Origin of the sequence: Pseudomonas sp. YQ_5, from assembly GCF_043103305.1 — a bacterium.
In the GTDB taxonomy this organism is placed as follows: domain Bacteria; phylum Pseudomonadota; class Gammaproteobacteria; order Pseudomonadales; family Pseudomonadaceae; genus Aquipseudomonas; species Aquipseudomonas putida_Y.
This window is the reverse complement of the sequence record NZ_JBICJS010000065.1, coordinates 24750-41781: the sequence shown is the minus strand read 5'-3', so window position 1 is coordinate 41781 and position 17032 is coordinate 24750. Positions and strand designations below refer to the sequence as shown.

The 17032-nt window shown below is 60.1% G+C and carries 15 protein-coding genes; 8 read left to right on the top strand and 7 right to left on the bottom strand.

Annotation, left to right across the window (positions count from 1 at the left end; genetic code table 11):
* Nucleotides 1–6 precede the first annotated feature (6 nt).
* Nucleotides 7–678 carry a GNAT family N-acetyltransferase gene (locus ACF8EA_RS15740; RefSeq protein ID WP_275966563.1) on the top strand — a complete coding sequence of 224 codons (672 nt, stop codon included), beginning with the start codon at nucleotides 7–9 and terminating at the stop codon, nucleotides 676–678.
* Nucleotides 679–838: 160 nt separating this feature from the next.
* On the opposite strand, the gene oadA is transcribed toward ACF8EA_RS15740, so the two are convergent.
* Together oadA and ACF8EA_RS15730 are read right to left on the bottom strand one after the other, a co-directional pair.
* Nucleotides 839–2647 carry a sodium-extruding oxaloacetate decarboxylase subunit alpha gene (gene oadA, locus ACF8EA_RS15735; protein WP_021785288.1) on the bottom strand — a complete coding sequence of 603 codons (1809 nt, stop codon included), beginning with the start codon at nucleotides 2645–2647 and terminating at the stop codon, nucleotides 839–841.
* 11 nt (nucleotides 2648–2658) lie between these two features.
* On the bottom strand, nucleotides 2659–4074 hold the full coding sequence (locus ACF8EA_RS15730; protein ID WP_003253279.1) for an acetyl-CoA carboxylase biotin carboxylase subunit: 1416 nt from the start codon (nucleotides 4072–4074) through the stop codon (nucleotides 2659–2661).
* A gap of 189 nt (nucleotides 4075–4263) precedes the next feature.
* Between ACF8EA_RS15730 and ACF8EA_RS15725 the strand changes: the two genes are divergently transcribed.
* Entirely contained in the window at nucleotides 4264–5226 is a 963-nt protein-coding gene (locus ACF8EA_RS15725; RefSeq protein WP_021785289.1) for a LysR family transcriptional regulator, read from the top strand.
* Here the strand turns inward: ACF8EA_RS15725 and ACF8EA_RS15720 are convergent.
* Both ACF8EA_RS15720 and hexR read right to left on the bottom strand, forming a co-directional pair.
* A complete protein-coding gene (locus tag ACF8EA_RS15720; protein ID WP_061405728.1) occupies nucleotides 5168–5386 on the bottom strand; it encodes a PA3496 family putative envelope integrity protein in 219 nt (72 codons plus the stop codon). The two genes, ACF8EA_RS15725 and ACF8EA_RS15720, sit on opposite strands and share 59 nt — an antisense overlap.
* Nucleotides 5387–5581: 195 nt before the next feature.
* Nucleotides 5582–6448 (bottom strand): transcriptional regulator HexR, encoded by an 867-nt coding sequence (gene hexR, locus ACF8EA_RS15715; RefSeq protein ID WP_003253273.1) that lies wholly within the window; start codon nucleotides 6446–6448, stop codon nucleotides 5582–5584.
* Nucleotides 6449–6551: 103 nt separating this feature from the next.
* On the opposite strand from hexR, the gene zwf reads away from it, so the two are divergent.
* The 4 genes from zwf to ACF8EA_RS15695 all read left to right on the top strand — a co-directional run bounded on the left by zwf (nucleotide 6552) and on the right by ACF8EA_RS15695 (nucleotide 11903).
* Entirely contained in the window at nucleotides 6552–7994 is a 1443-nt protein-coding gene (zwf, locus tag ACF8EA_RS15710) for a glucose-6-phosphate dehydrogenase (protein ID WP_021785290.1), read from the top strand.
* Nucleotides 7995–8209: 215 nt separating this feature from the next.
* Nucleotides 8210–10396 (top strand): DNA helicase II, encoded by a 2187-nt coding sequence (gene uvrD / locus ACF8EA_RS15705; protein ID WP_021785291.1) that lies wholly within the window; start codon nucleotides 8210–8212, stop codon nucleotides 10394–10396.
* Between the two features lie 131 nt (nucleotides 10397–10527).
* Nucleotides 10528–11382 carry a Tim44 domain-containing protein gene (locus tag ACF8EA_RS15700; RefSeq protein ID WP_021785292.1) on the top strand — a complete coding sequence of 285 codons (855 nt, stop codon included), beginning with the start codon at nucleotides 10528–10530 and terminating at the stop codon, nucleotides 11380–11382.
* A gap of 113 nt (nucleotides 11383–11495) precedes the next feature.
* Nucleotides 11496–11903, top strand: a complete 408-nt coding sequence (locus ACF8EA_RS15695) for an SMI1/KNR4 family protein (protein WP_003253266.1) — start codon at nucleotides 11496–11498, stop codon at nucleotides 11901–11903.
* A 154-nt stretch (nucleotides 11904–12057) separates the two neighbouring features.
* On the opposite strand, the gene ACF8EA_RS15690 is transcribed toward ACF8EA_RS15695, so the two are convergent.
* A complete protein-coding gene (locus tag ACF8EA_RS15690; RefSeq protein WP_021785293.1) occupies nucleotides 12058–13818 on the bottom strand; it encodes a cation:proton antiporter in 1761 nt (586 codons plus the stop codon).
* 339 nt (nucleotides 13819–14157) lie between these two features.
* On the opposite strand from ACF8EA_RS15690, the gene ACF8EA_RS15685 reads away from it, so the two are divergent.
* Nucleotides 14158–14643, top strand: a complete 486-nt coding sequence (locus ACF8EA_RS15685; RefSeq protein ID WP_021785294.1) for an acyl-CoA thioesterase — start codon at nucleotides 14158–14160, stop codon at nucleotides 14641–14643.
* Here ACF8EA_RS15685 and pdxY read toward each other — a convergent pair.
* Nucleotides 14640–15512, bottom strand: coding sequence for a pyridoxal kinase PdxY (gene pdxY, locus ACF8EA_RS15680; protein WP_003253261.1), 873 nt, complete (start codon nucleotides 15510–15512; stop codon nucleotides 14640–14642). The two genes, ACF8EA_RS15685 and pdxY, sit on opposite strands and share 4 nt — an antisense overlap.
* A gap of 120 nt (nucleotides 15513–15632) precedes the next feature.
* Here pdxY and ACF8EA_RS15675 point away from each other — a divergent pair, with 120 nt between their 5' ends.
* The gene (locus ACF8EA_RS15675; RefSeq protein WP_003253259.1) at nucleotides 15633–16025 is read left to right on the top strand and encodes a DUF3301 domain-containing protein; all 393 of its coding nucleotides are present in this window, start codon (nucleotides 15633–15635) and stop codon (nucleotides 16023–16025) included.
* Here the strand turns inward: ACF8EA_RS15675 and ACF8EA_RS15670 are convergent, their stop codons facing one another.
* A complete protein-coding gene (locus ACF8EA_RS15670) occupies nucleotides 16026–16997 on the bottom strand; it encodes a CobW family GTP-binding protein (protein ID WP_392522562.1) in 972 nt (323 codons plus the stop codon). It lies immediately after the preceding gene.
* Between the last annotated feature and the right edge of the window lie 35 nt (nucleotides 16998–17032).

Below are 17032 nucleotides of genomic sequence, written 5' to 3'. Positions count from 1 at the left end.
TCGAACATGACAGACGCATTGAACTGGAAACCCGCCGCCACCCCCAAGGCCGAGCCAATTGAAGGCCGCTTCATCCGCCTGGAGAAGCTCGATCCAGAGCGCCATGGCGAAGACCTCTGGGAGGTGCTGCAGGGCCCAGCCTCCGATCCGGTGCTGTGGGACTACCTGCCCTACGGCCCGTTCGCCGAACGTGCCGCCTTTGACCGCTGGCTGGAAGGTAATGCTGCTGGCCGCGACCCGCTTTTCTACACCGTCATCGACCGCGCCAATGGCCAGGCCCAAGGCATTCTCAGCCTGATGTCGATCGTGCCTGACCACGGCCGAATAGAGATCGGGCACATCGCCTTCGGCGCCGCCATGCAGCGCACGCCCAAGGGTACCGAGGCGGTATACCTGCTGGGCAAGCTGGGCTTCGAGCTGGGTAATCGGCGGCTGGAGTGGAAGTGCAATAACGCCAATGCCCGCTCCAAACGTGCGGCAGAGCGATTCGGCTTCGTCTACGAAGGGGTGTTCCGCAAGCACTTGGTGGTGAAAGACCATAACCGCGATACGGCGTGGTATTCGATTACCGATGATGAATGGCCGGCGGTAGCTGCCGGGTTTGAGCGGTGGCTGAGCGAAGAGAACCAGCAGCCGGGTGGCCAAGTGGATAGCCTTGAGGTGTGCCGCAAAGGTTGAACGGTGTGCTGAATCAGCGGGCCTTTTCGCGGATGACCCCGCTCTTGCGGGGGATGCGCGTCATGAGGTGGACTACCCGCGAAGAGGCTAGTGAATCCGGCACAAAAAAAGGGGAGCATCCGCTCCCCAGAGGTTAACCACTTGTAGATGAGGGCTTAAATCAGCCTTCGATCTCGATCAGGATCTCACCCGGCGTCACGCGATCACCCTTGGCCACATGGATGGCCACGATCTTGCCGGCGATGGCTGCCTGCACTTCGGTTTCCATCTTCATGGCTTCGGTGATCAAGACCGCCTGGCCGGCCTTGACCATGTCACCTTCCTTGACCAGCACATCAACGATGTTCCCTGGCATGGTGGTGCTTACGTGGCCAGGGTCAGTAGCTTGTTTGCGCTTGCTACCGCCACCGCTGACGAACTCGTTGAGCGGCTCGAATACCACTTCTTCCGGCATGCCGTCGATCGACAGGTAGAAGTGACGCTTGCCTTCGGCCTTAACGCCCACACCGGTGATGTCGACGCGGTAGGTTTCGCCGTGAACGTCGATGACGAACTCGGTCGGCACGCCTTCACCACCTGGGGCAGCCACGGCACCGGCTTCCGGAATCGGCAGCAGAACTTCAGGCGTCAGCGTGCCAGCTTCGCGTTCTTCGAGGAACTTGCGGCCAATGTCCGGGAACATGGCGAAGGTCAGCACGTCTTCTTCGCAACGGGCCAGGGCACCGATGTCGCTACGCAACTTGGCCATTTCCGGCTTCAGCAGGTCAGCCGGGCGCACATCGATCACTTCTTCGCTGCCGATAGCCTGGCGACGCAGTTGTTCGTTGACCACACCCGGGGCCTTGCCATAACCACCTTGCAGGTACAGCTTCACCTCATTGGTGATGGTCTTGTAGCGCTCACCCGCCAGCACGTTGAAGAAGGCCTGGGTGCCGACGATCTGCGAGGTCGGGGTGACCAGCGGCGGGAAGCCGAGGTCTTCACGAACACGCGGGATCTCGGCCAGCACTTCGTTCATGCGGTTAAGGGCGCCCTGCTCCTTGAGCTGGTTGGCCAGGTTGGAAATCATGCCGCCCGGTACCTGGTTGACCTGCACGCGGGTGTCCACCGTTGTGAACTCGCTTTCGAACTGGTGATACTTCTTGCGCACGCCATAGAAGTACAACCCGATTTCCTGCAGAAGCTCCAGGTCCAGGCCGGTGTCGAATTCGCTGCCCTTGAGTGCAGCAACCATCGACTCGGTACCCGGGTGGCTGGTGCCCCAAGCGAAGCTGGAGATGGCGGTGTCGATGTGGTCGGCGCCATTTTCCACGGCCTTGAGCTGGCACATGGCAGCCAGACCGGCGGTATCGTGGGAGTGGATGAACACCGGCAGCGACTGTTCAGCCTTCAGCGCCTTGACCAACTCGCCAGTGGCGAACGGGGTCAGCAGGCCAGCCATGTCCTTGATCGCCACCGAGTCGCAACCCATGGCTTCCATCTGCTTGGCCTGCTTCACGAAGGCTTCGATGGTGTGTACCGGGCTGGTGGTGTAAGCGATGGTGCCCTGGGCGTGCTTGCCGGCGGCCTTGACCGCTTCGATGGCCACGCGCAGGTTACGCACGTCGTTCATGGCGTCGAAAATGCGGAACACATCAATGCCGTTAACCGCAGCCTTGGCGACGAAGGCCTTGACCACGTCGTCGCTGTAGTGGCGGTAGCCCAACAGGTTCTGACCGCGAAGCAGCATTTGCAGGCGGGTGTTGGGCAGCGCTGCACGCAGCTTGCGCAGGCGCTCCCACGGGTCTTCCTTGAGGAAGCGCACGCAGGCGTCGAAGGTGGCACCACCCCAGACTTCCAGCGACCAGTAGCCAACCTTGTCGAGCTTGTCGCAGATCGGCAGCATGTCTTCGGTACGCATGCGGGTGGCCAGCAGGGACTGGTGAGCGTCGCGCAGGATCGTGTCGGTTACGTGAATTTTCTTGGACATTATGGGGTTCCTCACAGGCCTGCGTGGGCGGCGATGGCGGCAGCGATGGCCAGGGCCAGCTCTTCGGGTTTGCGCTTGATCGAGTAGTTGGTCAATTCAGGGTGGCTTTCGACGAAGCTGGTATTGAACTGGCCGCTACGGAATTCCGGATTGCGCAGGATTTCCTGGTAGTACGCGGCGGTGGTCTTCACCCCTTGCACGCGCATGTCGTCCAGGGCCCGCAGGCCGCGGTCCATGGCTTCTTCCCAGGTCAACGCCCACACCACCAGTTTCAGGCACATGGAGTCGTAGAACGGCGGAATGGTATAGCCGGTGTAGATCGCCGTGTCGGTACGCACGCCTGGGCCGCCGGGGGCATAGTAACGGGTGATCTTGCCGAAGCTGGGCAGGAAGTTGTTTTTCGGGTCTTCAGCATTGATACGGAACTGCAAAGCGTAGCCACGGTGCTGAATATCTTCCTGCTTGACCGACAGTGGCAGCCCCGAGGCAATGCGGATCTGCTCGCGAACGATGTCGATCCCGGTGATTTCCTCGGTAATGGTGTGTTCCACCTGCACCCGGGTGTTCATTTCCATGAAGTACACTTCGCCATCGGCGAGCAGGAACTCCACAGTACCGGCGTTCTCGTAATTCACCGCTTTGGCCGCACGCACCGCCAGGTCGCCGATGTAGGCTCGCTGCTCGGGAGTGAGCTGTGGGCTCGGGGCAATTTCGATGAGCTTCTGGTTACGGCGCTGGATAGAGCAGTCGCGCTCGAACAGGTGCACTACGTTGCCGAAGCTGTCACCGAGAATTTGCGCCTCGATGTGCTTTGGGTTGACGATGCACTTCTCCAGGAACACTTCGGCCGAACCAAAGGCCTTGGTCGCCTCGGAAATTACCCGCGGGAAGTTCTGTTCCAGTTCTTCACGGCTATTGCAGCGGCGAATACCGCGGCCGCCACCACCGGAGGTGGCCTTGAGCATCACCGGATAACCGATGCGGTCACCTTCGCTCAGGGCTTCATGAATATCGGCAACGTTGCCTTCGGTGCCCGGGGTTACCGGCACACCGGCGGCAATCATGGTGCGGCGCGCTTCGGTCTTGTCGCCCATACGGCGGATCACGTCGGCGGCCGGGCCAATGAACTTGATCCCGCGCTCGGCGCAAATCTCTGCCAGTTCGGCGTTTTCCGAAAGGAAACCATAGCCCGGGTGCAGGGCATCACAGCCGGTTTCCACAGCCAGGTTCACCAGCTTGCGCGGGTTCAGGTAACCGGCCAGCGGCTCGGCACCGATGCTGTGGGCTTCGTCAGCGCGCTTGACGTGCAAGGCATGCCGGTCGGCGTCGGAAAAGATCGCTACCGAGCGAATGCCCATCTCGGCGCAAGCACGCACGATCCGAACTGCGATTTCACCTCGGTTGGCGATCAGGATTTTTTTTATCACTGGAGTCTTCCCAAAGCCGTAGGAACAGTCGAGCCGGTTCTACCGGTCGGCGCGTGACCAGACGTTGCTGGCCAGTCGCGTATTCACCCTAGCGCTGTAGGTCGATAAACAAAAATCAATATTTGTTAGAGGCTGTATTAGTAAAAGCTTATAGTTGGGTAACAGGGTGTTGCCGAAGAGCCGATTAAAATGCGTAAGTCCTTGATGCGTATGACATTGCGTCAACTCCAGATCTTCAATGAGGTGTGCGATTTGCGCTCGTACAGCCGTGCTGCGGAGGAGATGGCGCTGACGCAACCCGCCGTTAGTCTACAGATTCGCCAGCTTGAAGAGCTGATCGGCCAGCCACTGTTCGAGTACGTGGGCAAGAAGCTCTACCTGACCGAGGCGGCCGAGGCCCTTCAGCGCGCCAGCCACGATATCTTCGGGCGCCTGGAAAGCCTGGACATGCAGCTGTCGGACATGCAGGGCTCATTGCAGGGTCAGTTGAAACTGGCGATTGAGTCCAGTGCCAAGTACTTCGTGCCACACCTGTTCGCCGCCTTCAAGCAGCGTCACCCGGAGGTCAACCTGACCCTGACGGTAGTCAACCGCGCCCAAGCCATCCGCCGCCTTTCCGATAACCGCGACGACCTGATCATCATGTCGATGGTGCCGCAAGACATGGGCCTGGAGTTTCTGCCGTTCCTCAACAACCCGATCGTTGCGGTTGCCCCGCCGAACCACCCGCTGTGCAAGCTGGAGCAGTTGCGCATGCAGGACCTGGAGCCTCATACCCTGTTAGTCCGCGAGCAGGGTTCGGGAACACGCAAGGCGTGCGAAGAGTACTTCAAGGACAAGCGCGTGCATTTCGCCCAGACGCTTGAGGTAGCCTCGGCCGATGCCCAGCGCGAATGCGTGATCGCCGGCTTGGGGATCGCCCTGCTGACCCGTCACGCAGTCAACCTGGAACTGGCCACCGGTGTGCTGAAGGAATTACCGGTCGAGGAACTGCCGCTGTACCGTAGCTGGTGCGTGGTGCAGGCCAAGGCCAAGCGGCAGTCGCCGGTGGCCTTGGCGTTCCTGGCATTCATCCGCGGCGAACGTGCATTGATCAGCGCGCTTGTTGAACGTTTTTCGGGGAAGTTGCCGCCGATGACTGCCATACCGTGAGTGCTTGCAGCTCAGGGTAGTCCGCCAGGTCGCGGAGCAGTTGACGTTGGTCGCAATAGCTTTCGATCGCGCGGCGGTATTCCATGCGGCGCTGATCCTTTTCCTGCTGCTTGCGAGCCTTGGCGTTGGGTTGGTACGTACCGTCGAAGTCACGAGCCATTGCCTGTCTCCCAGATAGGATGCGAGAGTTTCAGACTGGCCTTGATGGTTTACCGTTTTGCGGTGGAATGGTGACAGAATCGTGAATTTTCACGGCCTGTACCGGCCTCTTTCCACAGGAATTGCACCGATTTATAGAGGTGCACAGTACCTGTGGAAGCGGGCAAGCCCGCGAAGAGGCCAGTACAGGTTGAATTCAGTCGTCTGTAGCCTTGATCGACTTGGGCGACAGACGCAGGCTGCGCAAGCTGCGCTTCACGCTCTTCAGGTGGTTGACCAGGCTAGGCCCGCGCGCCATGGCAACGCCCATGGCCAGCACGTCGATCACCACCAGGTGGGCAATACGCGAGGTCAGAGGGGTATAGATCTCGGTGTCTTCATGCACGTCGATCGCCAGGTTGACCGTCGACAGCTCGGCCAGCGGCGTCTGGCTGGGGCACAAGGTAATCAGGTTGGCGCCGCTCTCACGCACCAGGTTGGCGGTGATCAGCAGGTCCTTGGAACGGCCCGACTGGGAAATACACACCGCCACATCACCCGGTTTCAGGGTAACCGCCGACATCGCTTGCATGTGCGGGTCGGAATACGCTGCCGCGCTGAGCAGCAGGCGGAAGAATTTGTGCTGGGCATCGGCTGCAACCGCACCGGACGCGCCAAAGCCATAGAACTCTACCCGCTGCGCCTGGGCCATGGCGCTCACTGCTTGTTGCAGCGCCTGCGGATCAAGGTGCTCGCGCACTTCCATCAGGGTGTGCAGGGTGGTGTCGAATATCTTCAGACTGTAGTCAGCGACCGAGTCATCTTCGTGGATGGCGAACTGACCGAAACTGGCCCCTGCAGCCAGGCTTTGTGCCAGCTTCAGCTTCAGGTCCTGGAAGCCCGAGCAGCCAATGGCCCGGCAGAAACGCACGATGGTCGGTTCACTGATACCCACGCTGTGCGCCAAGTCGGCCATGGAGCTGTGCATGACGGCAGCCGGGTCGAGCAGCACGTGGTCGGCCACTTTCAGTTCCGATTTGCGCAGCAGGTGGCGCGATTGGGCGATATGTTGCAACAGATTCACAGGCTGGACTCGGTTATGATCGGCTTGCCGGGTTGTAGCTTTCTTGTAGTTATACTACATGGACGCCAACCCGCCCAGTTAAACGAACGTGGAGAGTGGCGGTTTGACTATTCCTTGCGACATTCTGGTCTTCGGCGGCACCGGTGATCTGGCCCTGCACAAATTGCTTCCGGCGCTCTACCACCTGTTTCGCGAGGCCCGTCTGAACCCTGCCGTGCGGGTCATCGCACTGGCCAGACGCAACCTGCCACGCCTCGACTACCTGAAACTTGCCGAACGCCATTGTCGCGCGCAGATTGCCCGCAGCGACTTCGACGAGGAGGTGTGGCAGCGGTTTTCTGCACGGGTCGACTACTTCCCGATGGATGCTTCACAAAGCGCCGACTTCGGCCGCCTGGCACGCTACCTGGGCGAACCCGGTGGGCTGACGCGCATCTTCTACCTGGCCACCGCTCCCAACCTGTTCGTGCCGATTGCCAACCACCTGCGCATTGCCGGACTGGCCGACACCGAAGCGCGCATCGTGCTGGAAAAACCGATCGGCCATTCGCTGGAATCCGCCACTGCCATCAATGAAGCGATTGGCACGGTGTTCGAAGAAAGCCAGGTGTTCCGCATCGACCACTACCTGGGCAAGGAAACCGTGCAGAACCTGATGGCCCTGCGTTTTGCCAATGCCCTGCTGGAGCCGGTGTGGCGCAACAACCAGGTCGACCATGTCCAGATCAGCGTTTGCGAGACGCTGGGCGTAGAAAACCGCGGTGCCTACTACGATCGCGCCGGGGCTATTCGCGACATGCTGCAGAACCACCTTCTGCAACTGCTGTGCCTGGTGGCCATGGAGCCACCTGCGCAGTTCGAGGCCGAAGCGGTACGCGACGAAAAGGTGAAAATCCTGCGCGCCCTCAAGCCGATCACTGGCCAGGATGTGCAGGACAAGACAGTACGCGGCCAATATGGCGCCGGGCGTATCGGCGGCCAGGAAGTGCCGGCCTACTACTTTGAAAAGGATGTCGACAACGACAGCGATACCGAGACTTTCGTGGCCATCGAGGCGCACATCGACAACTGGCGCTGGGCGGGCGTGCCCTTCTATCTGCGCACCGGCAAACGCATGGCGCGGCGCGCTTCGCAGATCGTCATCCAGTTCAAGCCAGTGCCTCACGAACTGTTCAGTGGCGGCCAGGTAAACCAGCTACTGATACAGCTGCAACCGGACGAACGCATCAGCCTGCGCATGATGACCAAGAGCCCAGGCAAGGGCATGCGCCTGGAGCCCGTGGAGCTGGACCTTAATCTGGCCCAGGTGTTCAGCCAGACTCGCCGCTGGGAAGCCTACGAGCGTTTGCTGCTGGATGTGCTCGAAGGTGATTCGACACTGTTCATGCGCCGCGATGAAGTGGAAGCAGCCTGGGCCTGGGTAGATCCAATCATCAAGGGCTGTGAAGAGCACTTCCAGGCGCCCCGCCCCTACCCGGCTGGCAGTTCTGGGCCCGAGCAAGCCAACAGCCTGCTCGCCAGGCATGGCAGGCACTGGCATGGCTGAATTACCTGCGCGTTGACGCTACCTTCAATCTGAAACAGGCGCAGATAAAGTTCAAAGGGGCGAAGTCCTTTGCCTTGAAGGCCATTGACTGACCATGCGTCAGCCAGCTTGCGCAGGCCGTAAGCTGACCCCGGACCGATGAGCGGGATGCAGCCAGGTGAATATTCATACAGTAGATATTTGCCCCTTACCCGGCATCGCCCTAGAATGGCCCGATGCGCACAGACGACCTCTCTCTCCTGCTGAACTCCCTCAACGATGCCCAACGCCAGGCCGTAGCGGCCACGCTCGGGCGTCAACTGGTGCTTGCCGGTGCCGGTTCCGGTAAAACCCGCGTGCTGGTACACCGTATCGCCTGGCTGATCCAGGTCGAGCAGGCATCGCCGCACTCGATCCTGTCGGTGACGTTCACCAACAAGGCCGCAGCAGAAATGCGCCAGCGGATCGAACAACTGCTGGGCATCAACCCGGCAGGCATGTGGGTCGGCACCTTCCACGGCCTGGCCCATCGTCTGTTGCGGGCCCACTGGCAGGAAGCACGGCTGGTGCAGAATTTCCAGATCCTCGACAGCGACGACCAGCAGCGTCTGATCAAGCGGGTGATGCGCGAGTTGGGCCTGGACGAGCAGAAGTGGCCGGCACGCCAGGCCCAGTGGTTCATCAACGGGCAGAAAGACGAAGGCCTGCGCCCGCAGCATATCCAGGCGGGGGGCGACCTGTTCCTGGCGACCATGCGCGAGGTCTACACCGCCTACGAGCAGGCTTGCGAGCGCGCCGGGGTCATCGATTTCTCCGAGCTGCTGCTTCGCGCCCTGGACCTGTGGCGTGACCACCCGGGCCTGCTGGAGCACTATCAGCGACGCTTCCGCCACGTGCTGGTGGACGAGTTCCAGGATACCAACGCCGTGCAGTACGCCTGGTTGCGCCTGCTGGCACGCGGCGGCGACAGCCTGATGGCGGTAGGCGATGACGACCAGTCGATCTACGGCTGGCGCGGCGCCAAGATCGAAAACATTCACCAGTACACCGCCGACTTCCCCGACGCCGAAATGATCCGCCTGGAGCAGAACTACCGCTCCACCGGCGGCATCCTCAAGGCGGCCAACGCGCTGATCGCCAATAACAGCGGGCGCCTGGGCAAGGAACTGTGGACCGACATGGGCGAAGGCGAACCACTGACCCTGTACGCGGCCTACAACGAGCACGATGAAGCGCGCTATGTAGTGGAAACCATCGAGAGCCTGGTCAAGCAGGGCAATGCGCGCAACGAGATCGCCATCCTGTACCGCTCCAACGCCCAGTCGCGAGTGCTGGAAGAAGCCCTGCTGCGTGAGCGTATCCCCTACCGCATCTATGGCGGCCAGCGCTTCTTCGAGCGCGCCGAAATCAAGAATGCCATGGCGTACCTGCGCCTGATCGAAGGGCGTGGCAACGATGCCGCTCTGGAGCGGGTGATCAACGTGCCGCCGCGCGGTATTGGTGAAAAAACCGTCGAAGCCATCCGCGAGCACGCCCGCCACAGCCAGCTGTCCATGTGGGAGGCCATGTGCCAGCTGCTCGCCGCCAAGGCCCTGAAGGGTCGCGCCGCCAGTGCCCTGGGGGCCTTTATCGAGCTAATCGAGGGGCTGGCCGCCAAAGTCGTGGACATGCCGCTGCATACCATGACCCAGACCGCCATAGAACAGTCCGGCCTGATCACCTATCACCAGGAAGAAAAAGGTGAAAAGGGCCAGGCACGGGTAGAAAACCTTGAGGAACTGGTCAGTGCCGCACGCAACTTCGAGTCCACCGACGAAGACGCCGACCTGTCTCCGCTCTCGGCTTTCCTTGGCCACGCCTCACTCGAAGCTGGCGATACTCAGGCTGACGAGCATGAAGACAGCATCCAGCTGATGACCCTGCACAGCGCCAAAGGCCTGGAGTTCCCCTATGTGTTCCTGGTGGGCATGGAAGAAGGCTTGTTCCCGCACAAGATGAGCCTGGAAGAACCCGGCCGCCTGGAAGAGGAACGACGCCTGGCCTATGTAGGCATCACCCGCGCCATGCGCCAGCTGGTCATGACCTACGCCGAAACACGCCGCCTTTATGGCAGCGAGACGTATAACAAGGTGTCGCGTTTCGTGCGTGAAATTCCGGCCGGCCTGGTTCAGGAAGTACGCCTGTCCAACAGTGTCAGCCGCCCGTTCGGCGGGGCCAAGACGGCCACCAACAGCAACCTGTTCGCCAATGCCAGCATTCCGCAGACCGCGTTCAACCTGGGTCAGCGTGTGCAGCATGCGGTATTTGGCGAAGGCGTGATCCTCAACTTCGAGGGTTCTGGCGCTCAGGCGCGGGTGCAGGTGAATTTTGCCGAAGGTAGCAAATGGCTGATGCTTGGGTATGCCAAGCTCGAGGCTGTCTAAAGCCCACAAGGGTCGGGCCTGCCAACTTTGTAACATCAGGCAAAAGCTCGAAACACTATGTCGCTGGTCATGTGCCCGGGAACCTGTGCACCATGACGCGCGTGCAATCCACAACAGGGGATATCCCACTTATGCAACGTTTTCTTAGCATCGCACTGGCGCTCTGCGTCGGCCTGACGCTGAGCCTGGACGCCAGCGCCAAGCGTTTCGGCGGCGGCAAGAGCTCGGGCTCCGCGCCTATCCACCAGACCCGCCAGGCTACGCCAACCACGCCTGCAGCCGCGCCGACCGCACCTGGCCGTGCACCGGCTGCCGCCAGCGGTGCTTCGCGCTGGTTGGGCCCACTGGCCGGCCTCGCCGCCGGTGGCCTGCTGGCTTCCATGTTCATGGGCGACGGTTTCGAAGGCTTCCAGATCATGGACTTCCTGATCGTGGCGCTCATCGCCTTCCTCGTGTTCCGCTTCATCGCCGCGCGCCGCCGCCAGCAGCAGCCACAAATGGCCATGCCGGGCCATGCGCCGATGCAGCGTGAGGCTCACGCTCAGCCTGCGCAACCGTCGATTTTCGGTGGTTCGGCCGCACCTGCTGCCGCAGCAGCCCCGGTGATCAACGCGCCGGCCTGGTTCAACGAGCAGAGCTTCCTGGCTGCAGCCCGTAGCCATTTCCAGTCGCTGCAGCAGCACTGGGATGCCAACGAAATGGACAAGATCAGCGAGTTCGTTACCCCGCAAATGCTCGAGTTCCTCAAGCGTGAGCGTGCTGAACTGGGTGATGGCTTCCAGTCTACCTACATCGATAACCTGGAAGTGCAGCTGGACGGTGTCGATGATCGCGCCGACCGCACCGACGCTACCCTGACCTTCCGTGGCGTGTCGAAGAATTCGCGCTTCGACCAGGGCGAAGTGTTCAGCGAAAGCTGGCACATGGTTCGCGCCCAAGGCGAGAACCAGCCTTGGCTGGTAGCCGGTATCCGTCAAAACGGCTAATCGCTGCGTGCTAAACAGAGAACCCCGGGCTTGCCCGGGGTTTTTGCTTTTGCCAAAGTGGGCTACTAGGGTATAAGGCGCAGCGTTGTCATCTAGGTTAGAGGAAGTGAACCGTGGAAGAAGTGATCGAACAACTCCGTGAAGCGAATGAGCCGGTACCGGTGCCCTTGGAGCTTCCCGACGAAGACCAGCTGGTAGAGATCGAAGAGCAGCTGTTCATCAATATTCCATTCGTGTTCAAAGAGTTTCTGCTGACCGTAAGTGATGTGGTTTACGGCTCCCTTGAGCCTGTTACCGTCACTGATCCGCAGTCGCACACCTACCTGCCAGATGTGGCATCCAATGCCTGGGATGCCGGCGTACCGCGTGACCTGATTCCGCTGTGCCAGGACGGCGACAATTACTATTGCGTCGAAGAAGACGGCACCGTGGTGCTGTGGGATGCCGAAGAGGAAATTGTCGGCGAAGACAGTTGGGAATCGGTGTGGCACTGGGCGCGAGATGTTTGGCTGGAGAGCTGATCGCTAGAGCCTATAGAGAAGCTCGCGATCTGAGGCAGGAAAAATGACGTCTTAGCGCGTCAAGGTCGTTAAATCGCCAGGCTTTCCATGCCTGGCGACATCGCTATAGCCCTTCTTCTTGGCGAACGGGAGATCTTGCCTCGGGCGCAACCCCTCAGTGCGAGTTTTCGCGACTGTTCTCCAGCGTCTCCAACAACGCGATCTGCATGCGCGTGTGCACACGGATGAACCAGCGCCACAACAACGCCACCACCACCGCAGCCACCACGGCAATCACCAGCAGCAATTCGCTGGTGGGCAGAATGCTGGCGGACAATGCCGACAGCAGCAGGAAAATCACCAGCAGCGACAACAGCGGGATCACTTCGGCGATCACACGGCGCACGCGCTGGGTATGTCGCCCGGCCATTTCCGGCTTCACGCCCATCTCTGCCAGTAGCATCGAGAGTGCCTTTAGCTTGCGGTACGCGGCGATCAGGAAAGGCAGTGACAGCAGCAATGCAGCCCCCCAAATGATGGCCTTCTGCTGGCTTACATCGCTGACCCACTCACTGAGCCAATTGCCGATACGCCCTGCAAAGTAGCCGCCACTGAAGAAGATGGCGATCACCAGCGCCAGGTTCACCCCCACCTGCAACAGGATGCGCCGGATCATCGCCGCCAGCATGGCACTCTCGCCCTGCGGCTGGATGTTGCGCAACCACTCACCATACAAAGACAGTACGCGTGCGAGGCGAGCGGGCACCACATTGCCCAGTTTTTGCGACAACGGGTCAGCCGCGCGGATCAGGTAGGGTGTCAGCAGCGTAGTGATTGCCGATACTGCCACCGCCACCGGGTAAAGGAAGTCGCTGGTCACCTGCAGGGTCATGCCCAGCGCGGCGATGATGAAAGAGAACTCGCCGATCTGCGAAAGCCCCATGCCAACACGCAGTGACGTGCGCCCATCATTGCCGGCAATGAACGCTCCCATGCCACAAGACAGCATCTTGCCCAGTACCACCGCCAACGTAATGACCACGATCGGCCAGGCATAGTCGAGGAGCACCTGAGGGTCAATCATCAGACCAATGGCGACGAAGAAGATGGCGCTGAAAAGGTCGCGTACAGGCTCGATCAAGCGTTCAATTTTCAATAGCTGGCGTGATTCGGCCATGATCGCGCCAATCAGGAAAGCGCCCAGTACCATGCTGTATTCCAGCTTCACAACCAGCAGGCAGAAGCCGAAACACAGGCCCAGAACGGTGATCAGCAACATTTCGTTGCTTTCGAACCTGGCGACGTAGGCCAATAACCGCGGCACCAGCAAAATACCGATGACCAGGGCGACGATCATGAACAGCGACAGTTTGCCGACAGTGGAGAACACCTCACCCGAGCTGACCGTGCCGCTGACCGCGATACCTGACAGCAGGGCAATGATACCGATGCCAAGAATGTCCTCGACGATCAACACGCCAAAAATCAGCTGGGCAAAGCGCTCGTTCTTCATCTTCAAGTCGTTGAGCGCCTTGACGATGATGGTGGTGGAGGAAATGGCCAGGATGGCGCCCAGGAACAGTGAATCCATGGTGCTCCAGCCAAACCAGCGGCCAATCTCGAAGCCGATCCAGATCATCAGGACGATTTCCAGGAACGCTGCGATGAACGCCGTGGCGCCAACCTTGAACAACTTGCGCAGGCTGAACTCGAGCCCCAGACAGAACATGAGGAATATCACGCCCAGTTCAGCGAGGATCTTGATGGTTTCTTCGTCATGAATAAGGCCGAATGGGGGAGTATGTGGGCCAATGATGAAGCCGGCGACAATGTAGCCCAGCACCACCGGCTGCTTCAGGCGGTGAAAAAGAATGGTGACGACGCCAGCGATCAGCATGATGACTGCCAGGTCCTGGATGAAGCTGATGGCATGCATGGCGTGATACTCCTTATCTCGTCTTTTTATGGATGCCTGGGCAGACCGCTCCTGCCGAGGCAACCCTGAGCGAGCAGCAAGTACATACTGTATTGAATGCAGCGACGCCCATGTTGCATGGGCGCACTCAGGTTAACATCGCACTCCGCCGCTAAAAGTCGGTGCAATATGCAGAAACAGATCGGCTGGAAAAGCGCTCGTGATGGCATGATCAGCGTGACGACAGCGCGCCAGCCAACGTCCCGTATCAGCAAGGCAAGTTCAAAGAGGGGAACAGAAGTGTCAGCAGATAACGCCCTCCATTCGCCCGATTCAGCGCAACCTCACCGTGAGCACACTATGGAACCTGGAAACGCCCAGCTGAGCATGACCGTCCTGATGACCCCGGACATGGCCAACTTTTCTGGCAACGTACATGGCGGCACCCTGCTCAAGTACCTCGACGAAGTGGCTTATGCGTGCGCCAGCCGTTATGCCGGCAGCTATGTGGTGACCCTGTCGGTCGACCAGGTGATCTTCCGTGAACCCGTACATGTGGGTGAACTGGTGACCTTCCTGGCGTCAGTCAACTACACCGGCAACACTTCGATGGAAGTTGGCATCAAAGTTGTGACCGAGAACATTCGCGAGCGCTCGGTGCGCCATTCCAACAGCTGCTTCTTCACCATGGTCGCGGTCGATGACAACCGCCGCCCAGTGCCGGTGCCGCCGCGCCAGCCGTACAGCAGCGAAGAAAAACGCCGCTTCCTGCAGGGCCAGCAGCGCCGGCAGATCCGCCAGGAACTGGAAAAGCGCTACCAGGACCTGAAAACCGACGCCATTTAAAGCGCCAGCAACTGCGCCTCGAAGCGCACCCGTGGGTGCGCAATGCGGTCCTGGGCCCGTACCAGCTGCAATTCGTAGCTGGCGCAGGCCTGGGTTTCCAACAGCACTTCATGCACCGCCGCAGCAGTGAACTCGAATGCCTGCACCCAGCTGTCGCCAAGCAGCACGCGGGCCAGGAACAGGCCTGAGGTCAGGTCACCCACCCCAACCGGCTGACGCGGGAACGCCAGCAGCGGGCGGCGCAGGTGCCAGCTGTGCTCGGCGGTCACCAGCAACATTTCGAACTGCTCTTCGGCCCGCCCGGGGTACGCCAGGTGCTTGACCAGTACAACCTGCGGCCCACGCTGCAGCAGGCTACGCGCCATGTTCACGCAATCCTCCAGCGACTGGGCGCGGCGCCCACAGAAGCTGTCCAGCTCCAGCTGGTTGGGGCACAGGATGTCCGCCGTGGCTGCCGCCTCGTCAAGCAGGAACTCACTGACTTCCGGCGGCACGATGCAGCCTTTTTCCGGGTGCCCCATGACCGGGTCGCACAGGTACAAGGCTTTTGGGTTTACCGCCTTGATCCGCTCGACGCCGGCCAGGATCGCTCGCCCTTGTTCGGCGCTGCCCAAATAGCCGGAAAGCACTGCATCGCAGTGGCCCAGCTCGCCGATGTTGGAAATGCCTTCCACCAACGCAGGAATTTGCGCTGGGGCAAGCACTTCACCCGCCCACTGGCCATACTGTGTGTGATTGGAGAACTGCACGGTATTGAGTGGCCAGGCATTGACCCCGATACGCTGCATGGGGAATACCGCGGCGCTGTTGCCGGCGTGGCCGAACACCACGTGGGACTGAATGGCGAGCAGGTGCGGGGTACGTTTCATGCGGGAGGTTTCCAAAGCTGTTTCAAGGATTGTGCACAGCGCAGTATGAACTCGATTGCTACCTGTACGACAGGCCAGGAACGCAGTTAAGCTGGATCTACCTGTTTGGAGCATATGCAAATGTTGACCCTGGAGAACCTCTTCGTCCTGATGCTGGTAGCCACGGCAGGCGCTTGGTTGTGGCACAACCATGGGTTGCGTGAAAAGGCCCTGGAACGGGTCAAACAGCATTGCGCCAAACTCGACCTGGAGTTGCTTGACGATGCCGTAGCGCTCAAACGCATCGCCTTTGTCCGGGATGCCAATGGCCGAAAGCGCCTGGCACGCGTCTATGCCTTCGAGTTCACCGTCACGGGTGAGCAACGTCACCCCGGCACCGCGACCCAGTTCGGCGCCCACAGTGTGCAGATCGAACTGGCGCCCTACCCGTTCGAAATCAAGACCCCACCACGCGCCGACAACGTCATAGAGATGCAGCAATGGCGCCAGGAGCACAACCGCTGGCGCAACTGATCAACTGACGCGACATTCATTCAACCCGGCTTGCAACGCGGGTTGCGGTTGCGGCTGATCGAAAATCAGCTCGATACGGCTGTCCCTGCGCCAGTCGCTGGGCTGCCAAGCGGGCATATCCCCATTCAGCCCATTGAATGACCACCAGCCTTCCATGCTGTGGATAACTCCCTTGGCCCGTCGCCATGGCAAAGCACACAAGAAAGCCTTTAGCCGCTGTGGATAAAACTGTTGGCCAGGGTGCCAGCGCCAGCCAATACTCCAACCGCCCTCCCCTTGCTGGGCAAGGCAGATCGGCTGACGGGGGTCTGTCCACAGTAATGCGGGAGCGATTCCAGGATTGTCGACAATCTGGTTTTTCAGTAATGAGCTGTCAACAATCTGTTCGGGGGCCGTCGGGAGGCCGGACAGAGGCAGTTGCCCTTGTACGGTCCACACAATGTTCTTTTCTTTAAATTTATTAGTTATCAACAACTTATGTTGTTCATCCACAGCCTCTGATTTATTGAAAACCACGTGTTCAGAGGCGTTGAAAGCCTGCTGTTGAGCCTCTGGAAGCGGCTCGTTTCGAGCCATGGCCTGGGCATCCACAACCATCAAGAGTGGCTGAATTGTCAGCACTCCAACCCAAGGCGCTTGTTGCAACTGAGCCAGCAGCTGCAACGGATGGCCCAAGCCGGAAGGTTCGATAAACAGCCGGTCAGGCCGCGATTTGCGTAGCAATCGGCCCAGGGCCACCTGGAACGGCATGCCGTTGACGCAGCACAGGCAGCCGCCTGCAACCTCGCCGATGGCGATGCCGTCCTCGTCACGGCTAAGTAAGGCTGCATCCAGGCCGACAAGGCCGAACTCGTTGATCAATACCGCCCAGCGCTCGTTTGCGGGGCGCTGGGCCAGCAATTGACGGATCAAAGTGGTCTTGCCAGCACCCAGCGGGCCAGCAATTACATGGGTGGGAATGTTCTGCAACATGGCGTGGCTTCAGGCGGCGGTGATGCCTCACTATG